Origin of the sequence: [Mycobacterium] stephanolepidis, from assembly GCF_002356335.1 — a bacterium.
Classification (GTDB): Bacteria; Actinomycetota; Actinomycetes; order Mycobacteriales; family Mycobacteriaceae; genus Mycobacterium; species Mycobacterium stephanolepidis.
The window spans coordinates 1,928,583-1,949,485 of record NZ_AP018165.1; the positions used below are offsets into that span (position 1 = coordinate 1,928,583).

General features: G+C 60.0%; 18 protein-coding genes and 2 pseudogenes. 9 read left to right on the forward strand and 11 right to left on the reverse strand.

Annotated elements, in window-relative coordinates; all coding sequences use genetic code 11:
• Positions 1 to 14 precede the first annotated feature (14 nt).
• On the forward strand, positions 15 to 617 hold the full coding sequence (locus tag MSTE_RS09650) for a M15 family metallopeptidase (RefSeq protein ID WP_096505665.1): 603 nt from the start codon (positions 15 to 17) through the stop codon (positions 615 to 617).
• A gap of 12 nt (positions 618 to 629) precedes the next feature.
• On the opposite strand, the pseudogene MSTE_RS09655 reads toward MSTE_RS09650, so the two are convergent.
• From MSTE_RS09655 to MSTE_RS09695, 9 genes and pseudogenes are all read right to left on the reverse strand, one after another.
• Positions 630 to 1,199: pseudogene (locus MSTE_RS09655) on the reverse strand (MBL fold metallo-hydrolase); the annotation flags it as partial.
• 63 nt (positions 1,200 to 1,262) lie between these two features.
• Positions 1,263 to 1,503: pseudogene (locus MSTE_RS09660) on the reverse strand (IS3 family transposase); the annotation flags it as partial.
• Positions 1,504 to 1,522: 19 nt separating this feature from the next.
• Complete coding sequence (locus tag MSTE_RS09665; RefSeq protein WP_269458236.1) at positions 1,523 to 2,692, reverse strand: TetR/AcrR family transcriptional regulator; 1,170 nt, start codon at positions 2,690 to 2,692, stop codon at positions 1,523 to 1,525.
• Positions 2,693 to 2,739: 47 nt separating this feature from the next.
• The gene (locus MSTE_RS09670; RefSeq protein ID WP_096500779.1) at positions 2,740 to 4,260 is read right to left on the reverse strand and encodes a long-chain-fatty-acid--CoA ligase; all 1,521 of its coding nucleotides are present in this window, start codon (positions 4,258 to 4,260) and stop codon (positions 2,740 to 2,742) included.
• 16 nt (positions 4,261 to 4,276) lie between these two features.
• On the reverse strand, positions 4,277 to 5,425 hold the full coding sequence (locus tag MSTE_RS09675; protein ID WP_096500781.1) for an acyl-CoA dehydrogenase family protein: 1,149 nt from the start codon (positions 5,423 to 5,425) through the stop codon (positions 4,277 to 4,279).
• A 7-nt stretch (positions 5,426 to 5,432) separates the two neighbouring features.
• Positions 5,433 to 6,263: an SDR family NAD(P)-dependent oxidoreductase gene (locus tag MSTE_RS09680; protein WP_096500783.1), complete on the reverse strand. Its 831-nt coding sequence runs from the start codon at positions 6,261 to 6,263 to the stop codon at positions 5,433 to 5,435.
• A 19-nt stretch (positions 6,264 to 6,282) separates the two neighbouring features.
• On the reverse strand, positions 6,283 to 6,696 hold the full coding sequence (locus MSTE_RS09685) for a MaoC/PaaZ C-terminal domain-containing protein (protein WP_096500785.1): 414 nt from the start codon (positions 6,694 to 6,696) through the stop codon (positions 6,283 to 6,285).
• Positions 6,693 to 7,151 carry a MaoC family dehydratase N-terminal domain-containing protein gene (locus tag MSTE_RS09690; protein ID WP_096500787.1) on the reverse strand — a complete coding sequence of 153 codons (459 nt, stop codon included), beginning with the start codon at positions 7,149 to 7,151 and terminating at the stop codon, positions 6,693 to 6,695. The genes MSTE_RS09685 and MSTE_RS09690 overlap by 4 nt, the downstream gene beginning before the upstream one ends.
• A 1-nt stretch (position 7,152) precedes the next feature.
• Positions 7,153 to 8,340, reverse strand: coding sequence for a lipid-transfer protein (locus MSTE_RS09695; RefSeq protein ID WP_096505669.1), 1,188 nt, complete (start codon positions 8,338 to 8,340; stop codon positions 7,153 to 7,155).
• A gap of 720 nt (positions 8,341 to 9,060) precedes the next feature.
• Here MSTE_RS09695 and MSTE_RS25865 point away from each other — a divergent pair.
• From MSTE_RS25865 to MSTE_RS09715, 4 genes are all read left to right on the forward strand, one after another.
• Entirely contained in the window at positions 9,061 to 9,273 is a 213-nt protein-coding gene (locus MSTE_RS25865; RefSeq protein WP_157997670.1) for a ferredoxin, read from the forward strand.
• A 190-nt stretch (positions 9,274 to 9,463) separates the two neighbouring features.
• Positions 9,464 to 10,819, forward strand: coding sequence for an FAD-dependent oxidoreductase (locus MSTE_RS09705; protein WP_096500791.1), 1,356 nt, complete (start codon positions 9,464 to 9,466; stop codon positions 10,817 to 10,819).
• A 561-nt stretch (positions 10,820 to 11,380) separates the two neighbouring features.
• On the forward strand, positions 11,381 to 12,241 hold the full coding sequence (locus MSTE_RS09710) for an SDR family oxidoreductase (RefSeq protein ID WP_096500793.1): 861 nt from the start codon (positions 11,381 to 11,383) through the stop codon (positions 12,239 to 12,241).
• A complete protein-coding gene (locus MSTE_RS09715; RefSeq protein ID WP_096500795.1) occupies positions 12,238 to 13,731 on the forward strand; it encodes an aldehyde dehydrogenase family protein in 1,494 nt (497 codons plus the stop codon). Before MSTE_RS09710 ends, MSTE_RS09715 begins: the two co-directional genes overlap by 4 nt.
• 213 nt (positions 13,732 to 13,944) lie before the next feature.
• Here the strand turns inward: MSTE_RS09715 and MSTE_RS09720 are convergent.
• A protein-coding gene (locus MSTE_RS09720; protein WP_096505671.1) for an IS3 family transposase occupies positions 13,945 to 15,101 on the reverse strand; the annotation gives its coding sequence in 2 pieces (ribosomal slippage) (positions 13,945 to 14,828 and positions 14,828 to 15,101; 1,158 coding nt in all).
• A gap of 1,218 nt (positions 15,102 to 16,319) precedes the next feature.
• On the opposite strand from MSTE_RS09720, the gene MSTE_RS25480 reads away from it, so the two are divergent.
• Genes MSTE_RS25480 through MSTE_RS25670 form a run of 4 tightly spaced genes read left to right on the forward strand, consistent with a single transcriptional unit; the run spans position 16,320 to position 19,618 of the window.
• A complete protein-coding gene (locus MSTE_RS25480) occupies positions 16,320 to 16,940 on the forward strand; it encodes a cytochrome P450 (protein ID WP_231897033.1) in 621 nt (206 codons plus the stop codon).
• Positions 16,937 to 17,782 carry an SDR family NAD(P)-dependent oxidoreductase gene (locus MSTE_RS09730; RefSeq protein ID WP_231897034.1) on the forward strand — a complete coding sequence of 282 codons (846 nt, stop codon included), beginning with the start codon at positions 16,937 to 16,939 and terminating at the stop codon, positions 17,780 to 17,782. The genes MSTE_RS25480 and MSTE_RS09730 overlap by 4 nt, the downstream gene beginning before the upstream one ends.
• On the forward strand, positions 17,779 to 19,290 hold the full coding sequence (locus tag MSTE_RS09735) for a flavin-containing monooxygenase (RefSeq protein WP_096500799.1): 1,512 nt from the start codon (positions 17,779 to 17,781) through the stop codon (positions 19,288 to 19,290). Before MSTE_RS09730 ends, MSTE_RS09735 begins: the two co-directional genes overlap by 4 nt.
• Positions 19,274 to 19,618: an integrase core domain-containing protein gene (locus MSTE_RS25670; RefSeq protein WP_157997671.1), complete on the forward strand. Its 345-nt coding sequence runs from the start codon at positions 19,274 to 19,276 to the stop codon at positions 19,616 to 19,618. The genes MSTE_RS09735 and MSTE_RS25670 overlap by 17 nt, the downstream gene beginning before the upstream one ends.
• On the opposite strand, the gene MSTE_RS09745 is transcribed toward MSTE_RS25670, so the two are convergent.
• Positions 19,584 to 20,633, reverse strand: coding sequence for an AraC family transcriptional regulator (locus MSTE_RS09745; protein WP_096500803.1), 1,050 nt, complete (start codon positions 20,631 to 20,633; stop codon positions 19,584 to 19,586). The two genes, MSTE_RS25670 and MSTE_RS09745, sit on opposite strands and share 35 nt — an antisense overlap.
• Between the last annotated feature and the right edge of the window lie 270 nt (positions 20,634 to 20,903).

The following is a 20,903-nucleotide window of genomic DNA, read 5'->3' on the forward strand; positions in this document are numbered from 1 at the left end:
CCGGACCTTGCCAGATGTCGCGTAGCGCTGTCGTGAGCGTGGCCATCGCCGCGACGCTCGCCCTGTCGGCATTCCACGCCGCCGAGCCGGCCGTGGGCGGCCACTCGGATGCGGTGGCCGGCATTGTCCTGGTGACGGCCCAGACGACTGTCCCGCAGCCTCCTTCGTCCGGCACGCTCGGCGAGGAGCCGGACGGGGGAGCATTGTCTGGTCCGGTAAGCCCATTCGATACCACGTCGTTAGCGATCATCAGGCTGGACCCTCCGCTGCTGCGCGCTGTCCAGGATGCCGCCAATAGTGCGGAGGTCGACGGTGTGACACTTGTGATCACGTCGGGCTGGCGGTCGCGGGCTTTCCAGCAGCAGTTACTCGATGACGCGGTACAGACATATGGAAGCCTGGCGGTGGCTCGGCAGTGGGTGGCGACTCCCGATGAATCGCATCATGTGCAGGGCAAGGCCGTCGACATCGGCCCCGCGTCGGCCTACGGGTGGATGCTGGCCCACAGCACGCAATTTGGCCTGTGTCAGGTCTTCGCCAACGAGAAGTGGCACTACGAGCTCACCGCGGATACCGAAGGGCAATGCCCGCCGCTGCGTACCAACGCGGCGGGCTGACTGGACTTGCTTCTACCTCGGACCGGCTGCGGCCTCGGCGAGCTGACCTGAGATGGATTCCAGTGCCTGGGTGAGGCTTTGGAAAGGGATTTCGGGGTCGCATTCGTGGTAGATCGCGGCGATGATGATCGGCAAGGTGACCGCCGCTTCAGGATATTTCGTGACGTCCATGCGGGCTGCGGCGTCCTCGACGGGGGTGCCCAGGTCGTAGAGACGGTTCGCTTGCTCGTGTAAATCCGACCAGAACGCGATGCCGCGATCGATGGCCGCGTCGATCTCGGCGCCGGCCAGCACTGGACCATGGCCGGGCACAACGGTTTTGGCGCCAAAGGTGCGGATACGCTCCAACGCGGCGATCCAGTTGGGGATCGAACCCGACCAGACGACTTTCACGATGGCGTGAGTCAGCAAGTCGCCGGAGAAAAGCACCTTGTGTTCGGGGAGGAAGGCGATCGCATCTCCGACGGTGTGGGCCGGACCGAGCTCATGCAACTCGACGTCGAGCTTGCCCACCCGAAGCGCCCTCTGGCCCGGGAACGTGGTGTCCGCGGGCCGGACGCGTACCTCATCGAAATGGAAAGGGGTCTGATGCATGGATAGGTGACATCTTGACCTGCCCTACCTGTTGGGTTCCAGTCGTGGTGGCTAACTGACGGCGGTGAGGGTGTCGTGGGTGAAGGATAGTTCGTGTTCGATTGGGGTGCGGTAGTTCAGCGCTGAGTGGCGGCGTTGGCGGTTGTGGAAGATCTCGATGTAGTCGAAGATCGCGTTGGCCAGCTCGACGCGGGGTTTCCATTTTTTTTTGGCGGTCTAAGAGTTCGATCTGCATGGACGACCAGAAGCTGTCACCAACTCGTGCAACAGACCCAGCAGACCCAAGTGCTCTCCATTAAACCTGGAGTGATTCAATCGTGCAGGCCAAGCAGTGCGAAGCCGATATCGCTCAGCACCATCGAGACTCCTGGTTGGTTGCGCAGTCGCTGTGTCACCACGAAGTCGTTGATCATTATTTGGCAGGCCTGCACCCTGATTCGGGCCTCGGCTATGGGCCAGTCTGGGCGTAGTTGCCGTACTATATGCACCCATTCGTCGATGTAGGCGTGTTGCGCGTGGCTGCTGCGTTTGCGGTCGTCTGTGGGTAGTTGCGCCATCTCCGACAGGAGAATTCGGACGATATGCGGGTTGTCGAAGGCGAAATCCCGATAGCTGCAGATCACCGCGCGCAGTACGTCGGCGGGCTCAGATGCGGTGGCTGCAGCTTGGTTGAAGTTCATCCATAGCCATTCGTTCCCGCGGAATATGATGGCCGACAAGATATCTGCCTTTGCAGCGAAGTGGTTGTAGACGCTGGGCCCTGCGATTCCCACTGCCGCGCCGATGTCGTCGACACTCACTCCGGCGTACCCGCGGTCCGCGAAGAGAGCGGCAGCGGCGGCCAGGATTCCCTCGCGCCGCGAATGAGTGGCTCCCGGAGATGACGGGCTCCGGACGTCGGAAAAATCCACCCTTGCCTGTAGAGGCACCTTGACGAGCTCGGTTATCAGTTTGGTGAAGGCTGGTTCCGGGAGCGTCAGGGTGTGGAAGGCAATACTGTTGGACACACTGATCGCACACGATGCCAGTATCTGGCTTTCGGCGGGGCTGAGTTCTGGCCGAAAGTCGCGAATCCTCTTGGCCACTCGGTCGCCGAATCGGCGGGTCAGTTTGCGAACCGCGTCGTAGTCGTGCGCTGTGAGGTGGCGTGACTCGCGGCGCCATAACACACCGACGTCGCGTTGCGTGACCGCTACGGTCGCCAGCGCTGCGGGCAGCGACGAGTCCGTTTTTGCCACAGTTGCTTCGACCTGTCCGATTGCTTGGGTGATGACTGCGGTCAGCAGGTCTTGTTTGCCGCGGAAGTGTCGGTATAGCGCTGATGGTCCGATGGCCACAGCTTCTGCTACGTCACCCATTGCAACGTCGTTATAGCCGCGCTCGGCAAACAAGCTCGTCGCTGCGTCGAGGATTAACTGTCGACGGTTTCGTGGGCGTGTTCCCCGCGCGGGAGTGCCGGCCGCGGACCGCCTATCGTCCACGAGGGCCTCCCCGCCGGTAGTCAAGTGGTGCTGCCGTTGGTGGCTTCCTACTGTTGTTCCCGCAGTTCACGTTTGAGTACTTTACCCGCGCCCGACATCGGAAGTTCGGCGACAAACTCTATAGTGCGTGGCACCTTGTATCCGGCGATAGATATCCGGCAGTGCTCGCGCAGCTCATTCTGGTCGGCTTTGTGGCCTGGATGCAGCACAACGATTGCGTGTACTCGTTCCCCCCACTGTGCGTCCGGAACACCAATCACCGCGGCCATGGCGACCGAGGCGTGACTGGCCAGAGCGTTTTCCACCTCGGCGGAGTACACATTCTCGCCGCCGGTGATGACCATGTCCTTGAGGCGGTCGATAATGAACAGATATCCAGCGTCGTCCATACGTCCCATATCACCGGTGTGCATCCAGCCACCGCGAAGTACTTCGGCTGTTTCTTCGGGGCGGTTCCAGTAGCCGAGCATGACGTTGTCACCACGCGCCACCACTTCCCCGACCTCGCCGTGCGGCAGTTCGTTGTCGTCGGCATCAACCACTCGCACTTCGACGTGCGCTAGTGCTCGCCCTGCCGACCGGCGCAGCGTAGGATCGGCGTGATCTGCAGGTGCCAGGAGGGTTGCCGCGGGGGCCAACTCAGTCATGCCATAGGCCTGGCTGAAAACCGCTTTCGGCAGTGCTTTTCCGGCACGTTCCACCAGCGCGTCAGATATGGGAGAGGCGCCGTACAGGATGTGGCGCAGCGAACTAAGATCAGTTGACGCAGTCAATGGATCGTCGACCAACATCTGAATCATGGTGGGTACTAAAAGTAAGTCGGTGACCTGGTGCTGTCGGACAGCTTCTACGACTCCGTTCGGCGTGAAGAAGGGTATCGTCACATGGGTGCTTCCGGCCAACCCGCCAGCGATCCACATGCCGATGGCGGCGAGATGAAACATCGGCGCGGCGTGCAGGATCCGGCCGCTGTCACTGAGGAAATGACCGCTGGCCACGCTGCCCAACCCCGAGGTTAATACGTTGTTGTGGCTAAGCGCAACGCCCTTGGGGTGTCCGGTGGTGCCGCCGGTATAGAAGATGCCGAACATCGCATCCCCACCTCTGCGTGGGTCGGGGATAGGCTCCGCACTCGCGATGAGCTGTTCGTAGTCAAGCATGCCGGCTGGGCACGGGCCGTCACCGCAGAAGATGACGGTCGACAGCTCCGCACCGGCGGCGCGGATAGCTGGCACCGCGGCGGTGAATGCGTCGTCGACCAATAACACCTTGGATTGCGAATCCTGAAGTGAATAAGCGATTTCGACCGGGCTCCACCGAATGTTGACCGGATTGACGGCCGCCTGCGCCCACGGTACCGCGAACAGGTATTCGTGATAGCGGTCGGAATTGAGGCCAAGCATGGCAACCCGATCATCGGGTCTCACCCCAAGAGCGGTCAACGCGCCAGCCAGGCGTGCTATGCGACCGACCGATTCGGCAACGCTGCGTTGCCGGTTGCCACACACCGTCAACGGCGCGTGGGGACGCTGCTGTAATGCCCGCTGTAGGGACTGCGTCAAATACATGTCTTGCTCCCAATAGTCACAATGATCGTGCGATCAATTCCTTCATCACTTCATTGGCGCCGGCGTATATTCGCTGCGCGCGTGAGTCGGCGAACATACGGGTGATCGGGTACTCCAGCATGTAGCCGTATCCACCGAACATCTGTAGGCAACGGTCGACCACCTGGCATTGCATGTCGGTCACCCAGCTCTTGGCCATTGACGCGGTTGTGGCGTCCAGGTTGCCGCGCAGATGCTTGACAATGCAGTCGTCGACGAAAGTTCTTGCAACTCTGGCAATCGTCGCACAATCTGCTAGCTCGAAACGAGTGTTCTGAAGCGTAATCAGTGGTACACCGAACGCTTCCCGCGCCTTGGTATACGCGACTGTCTCGTCGACTGCACGTTCCAGGGTCGCGAGCCCGCAAACGGCGACAATCAATCGCTCGTGGGCGAGTTGCTTGATCGCATAGCCGTAGCCACAGCCCTCCTCGCCCAGGAGATTCTCGGCAGGTACGCGGACGTTATCGAAAAACAACTCGGCAGTATCCTGTGCCTTCATGCCGAGCTTGTCGAGTACCCGGCCGACGCGGAACCCTTCAGCGTTGGCGGTTTCGAGTACAAGTAGCGATATGCCTTTAGTGCCGGCGCTCGGGTCAGTTTTCACCACCAGCACGATGATGTCGGCGCTAGACCCGTTAGAGATGAATGTCTTGGAACCATTGAGCAGATAGTGATCGCCATCGCGAATTGCCGTGGTGCGTATAGCTTTGAGGTCCGATCCTCCACCCGATTCGGACATCGCGATTGCGCTGACAAACTCGCCGGTTGCCATCTTGGGAAGCCAGCGGAGCTTCTGTTCGTGCGAACCGTAGGCCAGCAGGTAGTGCGCAACCAGGCCACTGTGTACCTGGTTGCCGAATCCGCTTTCCCCGCAATAGGCTTGCGCCTCCATGATGGCGAAATCATGTGCAATTGTGCCACCGCCACCTCCATACTCCTCTGGTATGCCCGCGCATAGCAGCCCAAGTTGACCTGCTGCCAACCAGAACTCGCGGTCGACGCATTTCTGCTGCTCCCAGCGCTCCCGGTGGGGCAGTGCTTCGGTCTCGAAGAACTTCGTCGCCATCGCCTTGAGGTCGATTATCTCGGTATCGGCCCATGGTGACCGGTATTCAGTAGCCATGGCGGGGCTAGAAGTTGAAGCCGCCGCCGCAGACCAGGGTCTGCGCGCTGACATAGTCGGACTCGGGCGTGCACAAAAGGTACACCGCGCCAGCAGCTTCGGAGGGGGTGCCACCGCGACCCAGTGGGATCATCTGCTCCATCGCGGCGAGCAGTCCTGGGTTTACCCCAACCTGGATCTGCTTGTCGGCCACCGTGATCGTGCTGTCACCGCTGGCCGGCGCTTCGGTGAGGCGGGTCTTGATTAAGCCGAAAGCGACCGCGTTGACGGTAACGTTGTAGCGGCCCCATTCCTTGGCCAGTGTCTTGGTCAGACCTATGATGCCAGCCTTGGCCGCGGCGTAGTTGGACTGGCCGACATTACCGCCGACACCCGCCAGAGAGGAGATATTGACCACCTTGCGGCACGGTACCGGCTCGCCTGTTGCCTGGGCTTGCTTGACCAAACCGCTGATGACGGGTTGTGCAGCACGAAGGATGCGGAACGGCGCCTTGAGGTGGACGTCGAGAATCGCGTCCCATTGTTCGTCGGTCATCTTTTGGATGACCGAATCCCAGGTATAGCCGGCGTTGTTGACGATGATGTCTAGCCCGCCGAAGGCATCGACGGCTGTCGCCACGAATCGTTCGCCGAAGCTGTCCTCGGTGACACTGCCGATGCACGGCACCGCTTCGGCGCCCACTGCTTTGATGGCGGCGATGGTCGCGGCAGCGGGTTCGGCGTCTATGTCGTTGACCACGACTCGAGCACCCTCGGCCGCGAGTTTGAGCGCAATCTCGCGACCGATGCCTCGGCCCGAGCCCGAGACAATGGCGACTTTGTTCTCCATACTTCCCATATTTCCGAACTCCTTTCGATCAGAGGGCGACAACTGCGTCGCCGATGAGGGTGGTGGTGCCATCGGCGAGGATCACGGCCAGCTCGATGGTGGCGCGCTGCTCGCCGTCGGCCGCATCACCAATGGAGGTGATGCGGCCTCTGCAGGTAGGCGCGCCGTACACGGGTGTGATGGCGGCGAACCTGACCCGGTAGGACCGAATGCGCTCTTGCGGCACCCAGCCGGTCAGTAGCCGACCCAAGTAGGCCATCGACAGCATTCCGTGCGAGAAAACATCAGGTAGACCAACAGATTTGGCAGCGTCGATGTCGACATGCATCGGGTTGTGGTCGCCGGAGGCCCCGGCGAATAGGGCCAAGGTTAGGCGCGAGATGGCTTCGACCTGAAGGGGTGGTAGCTCAGTGCCTATGGTGATGGTTTCGGTGGTGGTCATGCGGTGACTCCCGGATTCTGGACGACGATCACCGATCGCAGATCCGCGATCGGCGTGCCATCGACTCGGGTGATGGCAGTTTCTTTGACGACGAACTCCAGCGCCCCGTTTCGCTTGCTGTAGATGTCTACGATCCGAGGCTGTGCGACGAGTTCGTCGCCCGGATAAGCGATCTGGTGATAGGTGAACGATTGCTCACCATGGAGTACAAAGCGTAGGTCGACCCCGAGAGAGGTGAGGAAGATGAAGGGATTCGGGTTCTCCAGCTCTACCGAGAACAGGAAGGTCGGTGGCGCTGGAAGATCCCGGTGCCCTGCTGATGTGGCGGCGTCAACGTCGATGTATACCGGGTCGGTCTCGCCGATCGCCTTGGCGAAGAAGCGCAGCCGGCCACGGTCGATCGTCAATGACTGTGGAGCTAGCGTAGTGCCGATGGCACTGGTGTCGATTGCCATGTCAGCTCACCTTCTCGTAGAGGGTGACCACGGCCGCACCGCCGAGGCCGATGTTGTGTTGCATTGCCACGGTCGCATTTTCGACCTGACGAGCGTCGGCCTGGCCGCGCAGCTGCCATACCAGTTCTGTGCATTGCGCCAATCCGGTCGCGCCAAGAGGGTGTCCTTTGGATAACAGTCCGCCCGAGGGGTTGGTGACGACTCGTCCGCCATAAGTGTTGTCGCCGTCGGCGATGAACTTCTCTGCGGTGCCTTCTGGGGTCAGCCCAAGAACCTCGTAGGTGATCAGTTCGTTGGCTGTGAAGCAGTCGTGCAGTTCGACAACACGGATGTCTTCTGGTGCAACACCTGATGATTCGTACACCTGATCAGCTGCTGCCTTGGCCATGTCGTAACCGACGACCTTGAGCATATCGTCGGCGATGAATGTCGACTTGAGATCGGTCGCCATCGCCTGAGCCTTGATCGCTACTGTCGGCTTCAGCCCCTGCTTGCGGGCGAACTCGTCGCTCACCAGGACCGCGGCAGCGGCACCACAGGTCGGTGGGCAGCACTGTAAGCGGGTCAGCGGCCCGAAGACGTGTGGGGAGTTCATGACCTCGTCGAGAGTGACTGGATCACGGAACACGGCATAGGGATTGTTCTTGGCGTGCTGTCGGGCTTTGACCGCGATACTGGCGAAGGTTTCGGGCGTGGTGCCGTATTTTTCAGCATACTGCCGGCCCGCGCCACCGAAGTACTGGGCGGCCATCGGCGCGGCTTCGTCCCAGCCCTGCGCCCGCGTGGCTACGGCGTCGAATCGCTCGAATGGGCTGGGACGATCTGTCCACTTTGTCTCCAGCGCGCCGCGTTGCATTTGTTCGAAGCCCACCGCGAGGACGCAGTCGGCAGCTCCAGACTCGATGGCTTGGCGAGCCAACCACAGGGCTGTCGACCCCGTCGAACAGTTGTTGTTGACATTCACAATCGGGATACCGGTCTGGCCGAGGCCATAGACAGCGGCCTGCCCTGAGGTTGAGTCTCCATACACATAGCCCGCGTAGGCCTGCTGGATCATCTGGTAGTCGACTCCCGCGTCGGCGAGAGCAGCTCGCGCGGCGGCCTCGCCCATCTGGGTATATGGCCCGGTACGACTCGGTGTTTTGAACGGAATCATCCCAACCCCGGCCACAAGTACGTTTCTAGTCAACGGTGACTCCATGCCGGCAGCCGCCTCTTGAGTAACTATCGATCATTCACTTAACCTAGCCTGTAGATGCGGATGATGCAAAACGGCACTCCGTGCTCTGGCCGGTGGAGGCGTGGGCCTGCGCGCAATTGTCTTGTTGGATAGGCCTTGTCGGGAGTTCAGGGAGCGACGCTTGGAGGCTGCGAGAGTGCTGCGCGGCCTGGGTCTTCGGGTTTGGCGTGGGTGCTTTGGATCGACTCTGCGGTAGGGATTTCCACTCCGGGCCATCAACGCCAGCGGCCTCCGCTCGGGGAGTCAACCTCATGCTGAGTGCCGTCGAGCAGGTTCGTGGCGTGGTCGCTGGGCATCGTTTGGCGATTTCCGCGGTACCGGGCTAGGTCCGACTAGCCCTTCCGTCGTTGGTGAAATGTGAAGCGCAGAGTCTCGTCCGGACGAGATAGGTTATATCCCTTGAGGGTAGAGCTTGCCGGACAGTAAGTGAATCCGCTATAGTCAGCGTCTGCGTCGCCTATTCGGGGAAGACATCCGCTCGTTTGGTGGAGTCGCCCGGGCCGGCAGGCAAGTCGAGTGTCAATATTTGCCAGTGGGTACGCATGATTGAGATATCGGAGCGAGAGTCTCGTCCTCGTGCGCCGTCTCTGCGATGATGTCTGTCACTCGTTGTCGGTTAGTGTTGTACGCGCCCGCATGGCGGGCGCTCTACCCTTGGAGTAACAAATAGTGAAGCAGCCTGTTGGCCACAATTTGATCGTCGATGGCGAGCTGTGCGAGGGATTTGGAGTTTGCTATAGCTTAGCTCCAGAATTCTTCGCTGAAGGCCCGGACGGTCGCGCGGTTGTACGTGACGACGCAGACTTCCCCGGTGGGGGACGTCTCGACGAGATTTTCGATCAGTGTCCACGGGCCGCGCTGCGCCGCAGTGATGCTCAGTAGGGTCACAGGCGCGGACCGGCCTGGGTCACTTAGTGCGAATAGTCCCTCTTTCCGGGGTCGCGTTCGTTTTAGCCACTTTGATGATCGGTCTGAGCTAGTTGCTTCGAACCGCGTGAGCAGACAACGGGATTCCGGAGCGAACGACCCGCAGTGTCCAGGAAATGGGGATACGGACCAGAGAAGGAACGTAATGAACTCAGTCGATCGGGCACTTCGAGTGGCGATTATCGGTGCTGGTCCCGCTGGGATTTATGCTGCTGACGCTTTGACAAAGTCCGGTATCAAGGTTTCTGTCGACCTATTTGAACGGATACCTGCGCCATTCGGTCTAATTCGCTACGGAGTAGCTCCTGACCACCCGCGTATCAAAGGCATTGTCACCGCTCTGCACAGAGTTATGGACAGCGAGCATATTCGATTGTTCGGCAACGTCGAGTACGGCACCGACATCCGACTTGATGACCTGCGCCGTTTTTTCGATGCGGTGGTTTTCTCGACCGGAGCGAACGCCGACCGCACCTTGGCGATCCCAGGCTGCGAACTGAAAGGTAGCTACGGAGCAGCGGACTTTGTATCGTGGTACAACGGCCATCCCGATGCACCTCGCCACTGGCCACTGGATGCCGAGAAGGTCGCCGTGCTCGGGGTCGGAAATGTCGCGCTTGACGTTGCTCGGATTCTTGCCAAATCAGCAGATGAACTGTTACACACAGAAATTCCGGCCAGTGTCTACTCAGGCCTCAAAGCCAATAAGGCTAAGGAAATTCACGTGTTCGGTCGTCGCGGACCGGCGCAGGCCAGGTTCACACCGTTGGAACTAAGCGAGCTCGACGCATCACCAAGCATTGAGGTCATCGTCGACCCGTTGGACACAGTCTATGACGAAGCCTCTTGCTCAGCCCGGAATGCGTCCAAAGTTGTTGATATGATCGCCAGTACAATCGATAGGTGGGCGTGCCGTGACAGAGGAACACGTCCACATAGGTTGTTTCTTCATTTTCTGGAGTCGCCTGTCGAGATAGTCGGGGCCGGCGGCAAGGTGGTTGGATTGCGAACCGAGCGCACTGAGCTCGATGGCACTGGAAATGCCTATGGCACAGGTTCTTTTACGCAGTGGGAAGTTGACGCGGTGTATCGCGCCGTAGGTTATCGGCCCCGGATCGTTTCGGAAATGCCATGTGACCAGTGCTCGGGTATTGTGCCGAACATTGCCGGACGCGTGCGGGAGGCGTCCGGCACGACTATTCCCGCAACCTATGTGGCCGGCTGGGCAAAACGTGGGCCGGTCGGTCTCATTGGCCATACCAAAGGAGACGCCAGCGAGACGATCGCATGCCTGATTGCCGACAGTGAAGATTTTGTTGGCGCTGACGAGCCCGGCGAGGATTCAGTGACTGAGTTCCTTGATAGCAGGGGGATTCGGTCTACTTCATGGGAAGGGTGGCATCGACTCGATGCCCATGAACGCTCGCTCGGCGCATCCGAAGGACGTGACCGAATCAAGGTAGTCGATCGGGAAGACATGCTGCGCGCAAGCCTCGGGTGACGTTTCCTCGGCGGTTTTGTGTTGGCCTGTCCGTCACCGGGTATTGATGTCGCCAGAGTCCGAGCTGCGGCGCGTTCACCGCCCGGAGCGGCACAGTCCAGAGGACGAGGCATTCATCGTTGTTTGGAGAGTGATTGGCCCGATCGGTGCGCACTTCTTGCTTGTCTGGTGTTGCGGGGACGAGCCCGAGGGGCTAGCATTAAGTGAATAGTTATTAGTTCATGGCAAATATGTTGGCTCCGAGCGCTTTTTCCTGTTGTGGCGTCGGGGTTCTTGTGCAGACCCATGGAGTGCGCCACTCGTGTGGCGATATAGGTTGTGCCACTTGGTGGTTTGTGAACCCCATCGTCATCGTGACGAGGGAGGGGTTGCGCGATGGTCAGGTGTCGGTTGCATCGGCGCGCTGCTGGTGTACATCGGCTGAGCGGGTATCACGGATCGGCCACGGGTGCGCATATTCGAGGTGACGCATGATAGGGCAGGCGAGGACACGCGTGCCCTATTCCGGAAAGCCTTGCCGCTCGCGAGGAGTGGCAAGCCACGAAGATGAAAGGTCTGACAATGTCGAGAAGTACGCGCTCTCTTAACGGAAAGGTTGTCGCGGTTACCGGAGGTGCCCGCGGGATCGGTCGTGCTACCGCTGAAGCATTCCTACGGGCGGGAGCACAGGTTGCTCTCGGCGATATCGATACTGAACTTGTCGAGAAGACCGCCGCCGGCCTCGCCGCGTTGACGGGCGGGCGGGTGTGCGGGCTACATCTTGATGTGAGGGACCGAAAGTCATTCGCAGCCTTTTTCGATGGCGCAGAGAAGCAGTTAGGTCAACTAGATGTGCTGGTCAACAACGCGGGGATCATGCCGACCGGACTGTTCGTCGACGAGGACGATGCGGTCACAGATCGGATGGTGGAAATCAACCTCGGTGGTGTCTTGAACGGATCGAAGCTTGCGCTGCAGCGCTTTGGGAGAAGAGGCGGACACATCATCAACGTCGCTTCGCTAGCGGGAGTGGGCGCATATCCGGGGCTGGCTACCTACTGCGCCACGAAGCACGCTGTTGTCGGCTTCTCGGAGACTTTGCATCTGGAAGTCGCCCGCAGCGGGATTGCTGTAACCGCAGTGCTGCCTGGCCTGGTGCGTACCGAGCTATCCGCAGGTAACAGCACGCCGCGGTGGTTGCGGCCGATTGGTGAGGTCGAGCCTAAGGAGGTTGCCGCCGCTATTGTGTCTGCCGCCAAGAGGCCACAGATCAAGATTACGGTGCCCAAGGTATTAGGCGGGATACTCAAGACGATGTCGCTGATCCCGATGCGGGCCCGGCACCGGATTGAACATGTCGCGCACTTTGACACGGTGTTTACCAACGTGGACGTGAACGCGCGTGAGATCTATCACCGCCGGATCGGCGGGCTGGGATCATGAGCGATATTGAAGTCCGTTCGCCGGTCGATGGCCGGGTTGTCGGAGCCGTGCCGAACTACAGTGCCGACGAGGTCGATGCCGTGGTCGGCGGGCTTCGTGCAACCCAGACCGGGTGGGGTGGCTTATCGGTTTCCGAGCGCGTCGGATGGTTGTCAAAGTACCGCGATTGGCTATTGGACCACGAGTTCGATCTCGCGAAACTGCTGCAGTCTGAGACGGGTAAGCCGTGGGCGGAATCGAATCTGGAGATTCCCTACATTGTTGACGCGATCAATTACTACACACGGATTGCAGCACATGCACTCGCTGATCGTCGACCGCGCCGACATGGCCTGTTTGCCCTTACCAAGCGTCAACTGTTGGTTAGCCGCCCCTACCCTGTGGTCGGCGTAATCACACCCTGGAACTTCCCACTGGGCCTTTCGCTACTTGATACCGTGCCGGCGTTACTGGCGGGCGCCGCCGTCCTCGTCAAACCGTCTGAGGTCACTCCGCTGACGGTGGTCGAAGCGATTGACGGATGGCGTCAGATCGGTGCGCCATCGGTACTCGCAGCTGTGACTGGTGCTGGTCAGACGGGCGCGGCGATTGTGGACAGGGTGGACTTCGTCCAGTTCACCGGCTCGACGCGTACTGGCAAAGCGATCGCCCAGGCAGCTGCGCAACGGTTGATCCCGTGCGGGCTGGAACTCGGTGGCAAGGACGCGATGATCGTGCTCGATGATGCCGACATGAGCCGCGCGGCAAACGCGGCGGTATGGGGCGCAATTGCCAACGCGGGACAGATGTGCACATCGGTAGAGCGGGTTTACGTCGAAGAGCCGGTATATGAGGCTTTCGTGGCAGCAATCATCGAAGAAATTCGGAAATTGCGCATTGGTGCGGACGATCAGAGCTATCGCAGCGACGTGGGCCCGTTAATCACCGGCCAGCAGGTCGATATTGTTAGGGAGCACCTTGCCGATGCTGTGGCAAAGGGAGCCCGCATCGTCATCGGCGGTGGCGTCAGAGATGGCTCGCACTTTGTCGAACCAACGGTTCTTGTTGACGTAGACCATGGCATGCTGTGCATGCAGCAGGAGACATTTGGTCCGCTGCTTCCGGTAGTTAAGGTTGGCGACGAGGCGGAAGCGATTCGGCTGGCCAATGATTCACCTTACGGACTGTCCGCGACAGTGTTCAGCCGCGACAGTGTTCGAGCGCAACGCGTTGCCCGCAAGATCAACGCTGGAGCGGTCACCATCAACGATGTTTTTGCCAACTTGTTCACCTTGGCGTTGCCTCAGGGTGGATGGAACGAGTCCGGACTAGGGACCAGAAACGGCGAGAATGCGATTACAAAATTCTGCCGCCCGCAAGCAATAGTCACTGCCCGGCTGCGTCCCCGACGCGAGCCGGCGTGGTACCCGTACACCCAGATGCGAGGTGCGATTATGCATAGGGCAGCCCGCCTGATCAACGCTCGGAATCTCAAGCGCATCATAGGGTGATTCTCGCTCCTACGGTTTCAAGCAACTGCGGGATGACGGCAGTGACGCGCACAATGAGGTTTTGATCTCCGGCCTGTACAACGGCGTCGGCGGAAGATTCGCTGGTGCCTGAGCGCTTCTGCCATCCAACGTTTTTGTGCTAGAAGATTAAAATTCCGGGTGAAGGACAAGTGGGTCTGCCCCTAGTTTGGTTGACTCGGTTCGGTCAACTTTTTAGGCCGCGGTTGCGGTCTGGTTGATTGTCTCAAATTCGATGGGGGTGAGTTTGCTGAGGGCGCGTTGACGGCGCGGCCGGTGGTAGGTCCGTTCTATCCAGTGCGCGATGGCTAAGCTCAATTGCTCGCGGTTGTCCCAGCGCCTGCGGTTCAGGACGTTCTTTTGCAGCAGTGAGAAGAACGATTCCATGGCGGCATTGTCGGCGCAGGTGGCAACCCTGCCCATGGATCCGCGTAGTCCATGAATGGCAAGAGCGTTGGCGTAGGCTACCGACCGAAACTGGCCGCCTCGATCCGAATGAACCACGGTTCCGGTCGGGTTCCTCTGAGCTACAGCATGATTGAGTGCTTTGACGGCCAGCTGTGAGGTCATGCGGGTGGTCATCGAGTAGCCGACAATGCGGTTGGAGAAAGTGTCCTTGACTGCACTCAGGTACAGTTTCCCGGTTCGTGTGGAATGTTCGGTGATATCCGTGAGCCACACCGTATCCGGTGTGCTGCTGCGGAATTTGCGCTCCACCAGATCATCGCGCACCGGCGGGCCGGGCCGCCGGTGACGCCCACGCGTTTTGGCGTGCACCGAATAAATCTTCTGCAGCGCACACAGCCGGGCCACCCGGTTCTCTGAGACCCGATATCCGGCCTCGCCGAGCTGGTCGGCGATGAACCGGTAACCGAACTCGGGGTCATCACGGTGAATATCGATCGCGGCGTCGATCAGATGCGCGTCATCCCAATCACGCTGTGATACAGGATGTTTAAGCCATTTATAGTAACCCTGCGTAGTTAACTTCAATACCCGACACGTCACCGCGGCCGGCACCCTGGTGGGGTTACCGGCCGCGGCTAGCTCACGAACGAGCGGGTAGATTATTTTGGGACCGCGCCCCGAGACAGGTAGGCGGCGGCTTGCCGCAGCACATATTTTTCCTGTTCCAGCAACGCGATCCTCTTGCGGGCCTCCCGCAACGCCCGCACATCAGCATCGGTGGCGCTCTCACCGCCGGCGACCCGGCGATCATCAATCGAGAGCCAGCGCTGCAAACACGACTCCGAGGTCCCGAAATCGGCAGCGACCTGCGACACCGTCGCAGCACCCTGACGGGCCACCGCGATCACATTGCTACGGAACTCGGGCGGATAAGCCTTCGGCATGACATACATCCTTCCAACGCAAGCACCAAGCTTGCGGGTCAGGAGTCAACCAAACCCTGGGCAGACCCGAGCATTATCGCGTGGAGTTCGGCATGGCCATGGTCTGCAGTTCCGTTGTCGGCGTCGCCTCTCGGCGGCTTTGCAGGCAGCCAGCGGCGGGGTCAGGGGAAGGCCTCTCGAAATGCGTTGTTTCCCTCGTGGCCTGAATCGAAACTGCCACGTGACCTTTCGGCAGTGCCTCAATCGAAACCGGCTGTGCGGGAATGCGAACCGAACGCCCGATAGCAGGCGGTGCGGTCTTCCCGGCACTCGCCTGCGCCGGTGGCGGCGGCGTGGCTCCTTGAACTGAGGGCTGTACCACCAAAGAGTCGTTCCGGGTGGCTGACTGCTACGTGACAGGTGACTTCAGCGGAAAGTCGTTGTCCGAATATGTCAATTACATGTCTGCTCTGGGCATTCCTCGTGTAGACATCTGACCCTAGCGTGATTCCCATGACAACTGACCTTCTTGATGCGGGAGTAGGGGTTGCGGATATCGCGCATCCCTCGCCTTTCGTATTGGCCGATTCGACACGTGCCCTGATTCCGGAGCTCGTTCGCCCCTTAGTCGTTGGCGCATATCGTGATTTGCGCCGCCCCAGGGCACGGCTGGCACCTGCCTCGGTTGCTCGAACCAACTTCGATCCCACGTTGCCGGGGAGTATCGCTAATCCTTATCCGGATTTTCAGCGAATCCGGGAGAGCTCCGTGGTGGTTAACGAACGCCTCAATACTTGGATGCTGGGCCGCTATCAGGATGTGCACGCGGCGGCTCGGCAAGACAAGATCTTGTCCTCGGCACACGGCATCTTTTTGCGAGCGACGCCGATATCTACGATGATTACCACAGATTCGCCTGACCATGAGCGCCTACGTCGCATAACGCAGTCCGCGTTCAGTAAGAAAGCAGTTGGATCTCTCACCGATCAGATCCGGACACTCGCAGAAGCCGGAGTGGACCAGCTGAAGCGCAATGAAATTGTCGATCTAGTACCGGCATTGACAATTCCGTTGCCAATCAGCGTTATCGCGCACATTCTCGGTGTGCCACGAGAACAATGGCGCGCCTTTCGCGCAATATCGGATCGATTCGCTGAAGTGTTCAGTCCCCGCACAGTAGTTGAGGTTGCCAAGATGTTCGGGTCCGCGACCGCGGCGTTCGTTCGATATCGAAGCTTTGTGACGGCGGAACTGAGACGTAGAGCTGGATGTCCGGGCGGCGAGGCGCTTGATGAGCTCTCGGCAGCGGTCTGTGCCGGCGAGATCACGGAGGCGGAGGCGTTCTTCTATTCGGTCCTGCTATTGGTGGCCGGTAACGAGACCACCTCAAATTTGCTGGGTATGTTGTTGATGCAGCTGGCCAAAGATCCGGAGCTGTTCGATGAGTTACGTGCCGATCGCAGCTTGGTGGTGGCCGCGGTTGACGAGACCGCTCGCTGGGGTTCGCCCGTGCAATGGGTGACTCGAGTTGCCACCGCTCCATACCCTGTGGGGGGCACGGTGATTCCTCAAGGGGGTCGCGTGGTGATGTTCTGGGCGTCGGCCAATCGCGACCCGCGCAAATTCGACCAGCCGGACCGATTCGATATCCACCGCTCAACCACAGGACAGCTGGGGTTCGGCCACGGAATCCACCACTGTCTCGGAGCGCATCTTGCGCGGATCGAGACGGTCACCGCGGTTAACCACGTGCTTGACCGGGTCGATGGATTGGAATTGGCGGGCCCCGTGCGTTGGGGGACAACTCCGTCACTACAAGGTCCGGCGTCGCTGCCGGTACGAATCCGGAGAACGGCATGAGAGCATCGCAAGCCCGCCGCCTGCGCGGCAAGGTAGTCCTGATTACCGGTGGGGCACAAGGAATCGGAGGATGCCTGGCCCGCCAATTAGTGGACTACGGTTGCCGTGTAGCGATTTTGGACCGTGACATCGTCACGGCGCAACAGTTGGCTAGCGAACTGGGTAGTGCCGCAGCGGCGTTCGAAGCCGACGTGACCTCGGTGGATTCGATGACGACAGCGTGCGCGGCGGCCGTCGTGCATTTCGGCGCTCTGGATGTGGTGGTGGCCAACGCCGGAATCGCCGGGCCGGGCGCTACCATTGCGGCGGTCGCTCCGGCGGAGTGGCGCAAGGTGATTGACGTCAATGTGGTGGGTGTATTCAACACCCTCCATACCACGATTCCATACGTCCGGCCCCGCCGCGGCTACATCATGGCCGTGTCCTCGATTGCTGCCGCGATGCCTGGACCTACCGTGAGTAGCTACATGGCATCTAAAGCGGCGGTGGAATCGCTGGTGCGGTCGCTACGTGTGGAGTTCGGCGGAAACGGAGTCAAGGTCGGAACCGCCTACTTTGCTCTCATCGACACGGGGCTGGCGGCAACGATGGTGAGTGACTCGGGGCTCGGTGTAGTGATGGCTCAAATGCCCGCATTTGTGGGTGAACCGATCCCGGTCGACCGCGCAGCTGCGGCGATCGCCTCGGGGATCGCCCGGCGTGCGTGGCGCGTCTACGCGCCACAGTGGGTCCCGTTGCTGTTGGATTTACGAGTTCCGTTTGCGTTGGGCGACCGAGTTCTTTCTCGACTGCCCAGCCTGCGGCGCGCCGTATCAAACGCCGACGTGAGGGCTCTGTCATGACGCGGCGTCAGCCCTCCGTGGGGATCGTCGGGGCTGGCATGTCAGGAATATGCCAGGCGATCATGTTGCGCGAAGCCGGAATCAGCGACATCACGATATACGAAAAATCCCATGACGTCGGTGGTACATGGCGCGACAACACCTATCCGGGCCTGTCTTGCGATGTGCCGTCGAGATTTTATCAATTCACGTTTGCCACTAACCCGGACTGGAGTAAGTTCTTCTCGCCTGGCGGTGAAATATTCGACTACTTCCGCAAGATGACGGACAAATACGGTCTACGGGAAACGATCCGGTTCGGCGTCGAGATCACCAAAGCACGGTTCGATGGAAGATTCTGGCAGCTCACCACGGATTCGGGACAGATCCTCAGCCATGACTTCCTCGTATCGGCTGCGGGTGTGCTACGTGAGCCGCGGATGCCTGATATCGACGGTCTATCAGATTTTCAGGGCCCGGTCATGCATTCGGCGCGTTGGGAACACTCGGTCGATATGAGCGGCAAACGGGTCGCCGTCATCGGCACCGGATCCACCGGTGTGCAGATCGTCTGCGGCCTGGCCGATTCGGTTAGTTCACTAAAACTGTTTCAACGCAGTCCTCAGTGGGTCCTGCCAGTGCCTAATGCGAGTTATCGCCGGTGGACCGGACCGTTGCACCGCAGGTTCCCGGCGTTAGATGCTCTCGCCTACCACGGCTATGAGCGGGTGTTCCGTTTTGGAGCCGGCGCTTTGGTACGTCCTGGCCTGCGGCGCAAGCTGATCGCTCACATGTGCCGAAGAGCCCTGCACACCGTGCGAGATCCTGAATTGCGTCGCCGCCTCACTCCGGACTACCAACCAGGATGTCGACGGCTAGTATTCTCGGCCGGCTTCTACAGCGCTATGCAGAAGTCCAATGTGCACCTGGTTGACACGAGAATTGACCGTATAGAACCAAATGGCATTGTTACTAGCGACGGCGTGTTGCACCGACTCGATGTGATCGTCTTGGCAACCGGATTCGACGCACATGCCTTCATGCGGCCCATGGCACTGGAGGGTTGCGACGGTCTTACCGTAGAACAGCTATGGCGACATGGACCTCAAGCCCATTTGGGTGTGGCTCTGACAGGATTTCCCAACTTCTTCATGCTGATGGGTCCACACAGTCCAGTCGGCAACTACTCCCTGACTGCGATTGCCGAAGTGCAGGCCGCCCACATTGTGGGCTGGATTCGGCGTTGGTGCGACGGAGAATTCGATACCGTCGCACCCACGCGTCGCGCCACCGACGAATTCAATGAGAGCATGCATAAGGCTATGCCGGGCACCGTGTGGGCAACCGGTTGTACCAGTTGGTATCTCGGCGCCAGTGGGCTGCCCGAGCTGTGGCCCTGGGGTCCAGATACCTATAGACGTCGGCTGTCCGGTCCATGGGCCGCCGATCACTATGATTTCGGCCGGTACACAGTGCCACACCAACATCTCGTGGCGGAAGCTCCGGGGCTCTGTGGCCCGAAAGGATGAGCATGGACGCACATATGTGGTGTGTTCGGGTGCGAACGATCTGACTCGTCCACATCGAAGGTCGTTGTTCCTGCCGGCGCAGGCCCTTTCGTGGAGCACCTCATCGGCGGGGATGCACTTCATCGCGCCGGGGGAGCCGTGGCGCAACGGTTACCGTGCATCGTCCAACTCCCGAATCCCCGACGTATGCCTCAACACTGCTATTCGTCGTCAGTATCCGTCGATGGAACGGCTTCTGTCAGTCGTGGACCGGATCGGTCTTGTGGCGAACAAGCCGGTCAGCATGATGTTGGCTATCGCCGCAGCGGTCTTCTTCGGTATCTACTAGGAGGTGCCCCTGTCCACCTGATGAAGGCGCGGGTGAACCCGGAAGTTTCGGAGTACCCGAGCTGACGTGCTGTTTCCTCTACCGTGAGCCCAGAGTCGAGCAGCGCGCTGGCAAGCGTCCCGCGAACCTCGTCCACCAGCGCGCGGTAGCTGGTGTGCTCACCAGCAAGGCGACGATGGAGTGTGCGTTCGGCGATGCCAAGTTCTTGGGCAACCAGAGCCATTGAAGGTATCTCGCCCGGATCGCGGACTAAACGGGTACGGACCCGTGCCGAGATTCCGCGACGCCGACGCCGTGCCTGCAGCAGATCTTCACATTGTTGGACACACAACTGTGCGGTGGCGGCATCGGCAGCGGGCATGGGGAGTGCCAGTACGTCCTCCGGAATAAGGAAGGCTGCGCGCTCTCCGGACGGACTACATGCCGTTGAAAGCTGGTGTGCTTCGAAGTGTGCTAGCGGAATGTCGATGTCGTTCGGCAGTGTGACGGTGGCCAAGGCGCCAGCTTCGAGTTGGCCGAACAAGACCGGCATCATGTTCATTAGCGCGTACAACCCGCGCTCTAACAAAAACACTCGGAGATCGCCAGGGATTACTCGGTCATCAATTTCAATTACCGCACCATCGGCCGTGTCGTATCGGGTCAGCGTCAGGAAAGTCGACGATAAGGTTGCATATCGACATCCGATATTGAGGGCATCTCCGAGGGTGGAGCTCGCCAGTAGTGCGTAACCCAGGATGCCGGTGCTTGCGAAGTTGTATCGCGACCCAACGTCACGAGCGAACAGGTGTGGGTCGCGAATGTATTGAAGAATGTTACGAAGGACCGCAAGTTCTTGACCACCCTCGATCTCCAGTGTTGAGTCGTCGATAGCGGTCGAGGTCAGCCCGGTGCCGGCTAAGCAATGTCTGGCGGAAATCCCTTGTAGCTGTGCGGCTTCCACCAGTTGGCGACAGGTAATGACGGGCCGTGGAATGTCCCAGTCAGCAGCGTAGTCAACGTGTTCGCCCGTCACGTGCTCGAAGATATCGGATCACCACCTTCGTCTCGCCGCCAAGTGGGCACAGTTCGCCTTGAATGGAGGCCGGGCAGTTCTCCCGCCTGTATCTTCGGGCCCCGCCGGAGACCGTCGACCAGATCGGGTCCGAGATCGTGGGTGAGCAGAAGGACTCAGGGAACCGCCGTGCTCAGACCGGCATGACCAGCATCCGCGGCGAGAACATTGCCGCTAGTTCGTTTGGCCACCGGGGAAAGCATGGGTCAAGACGTGGGGCCCGCTCGGAGT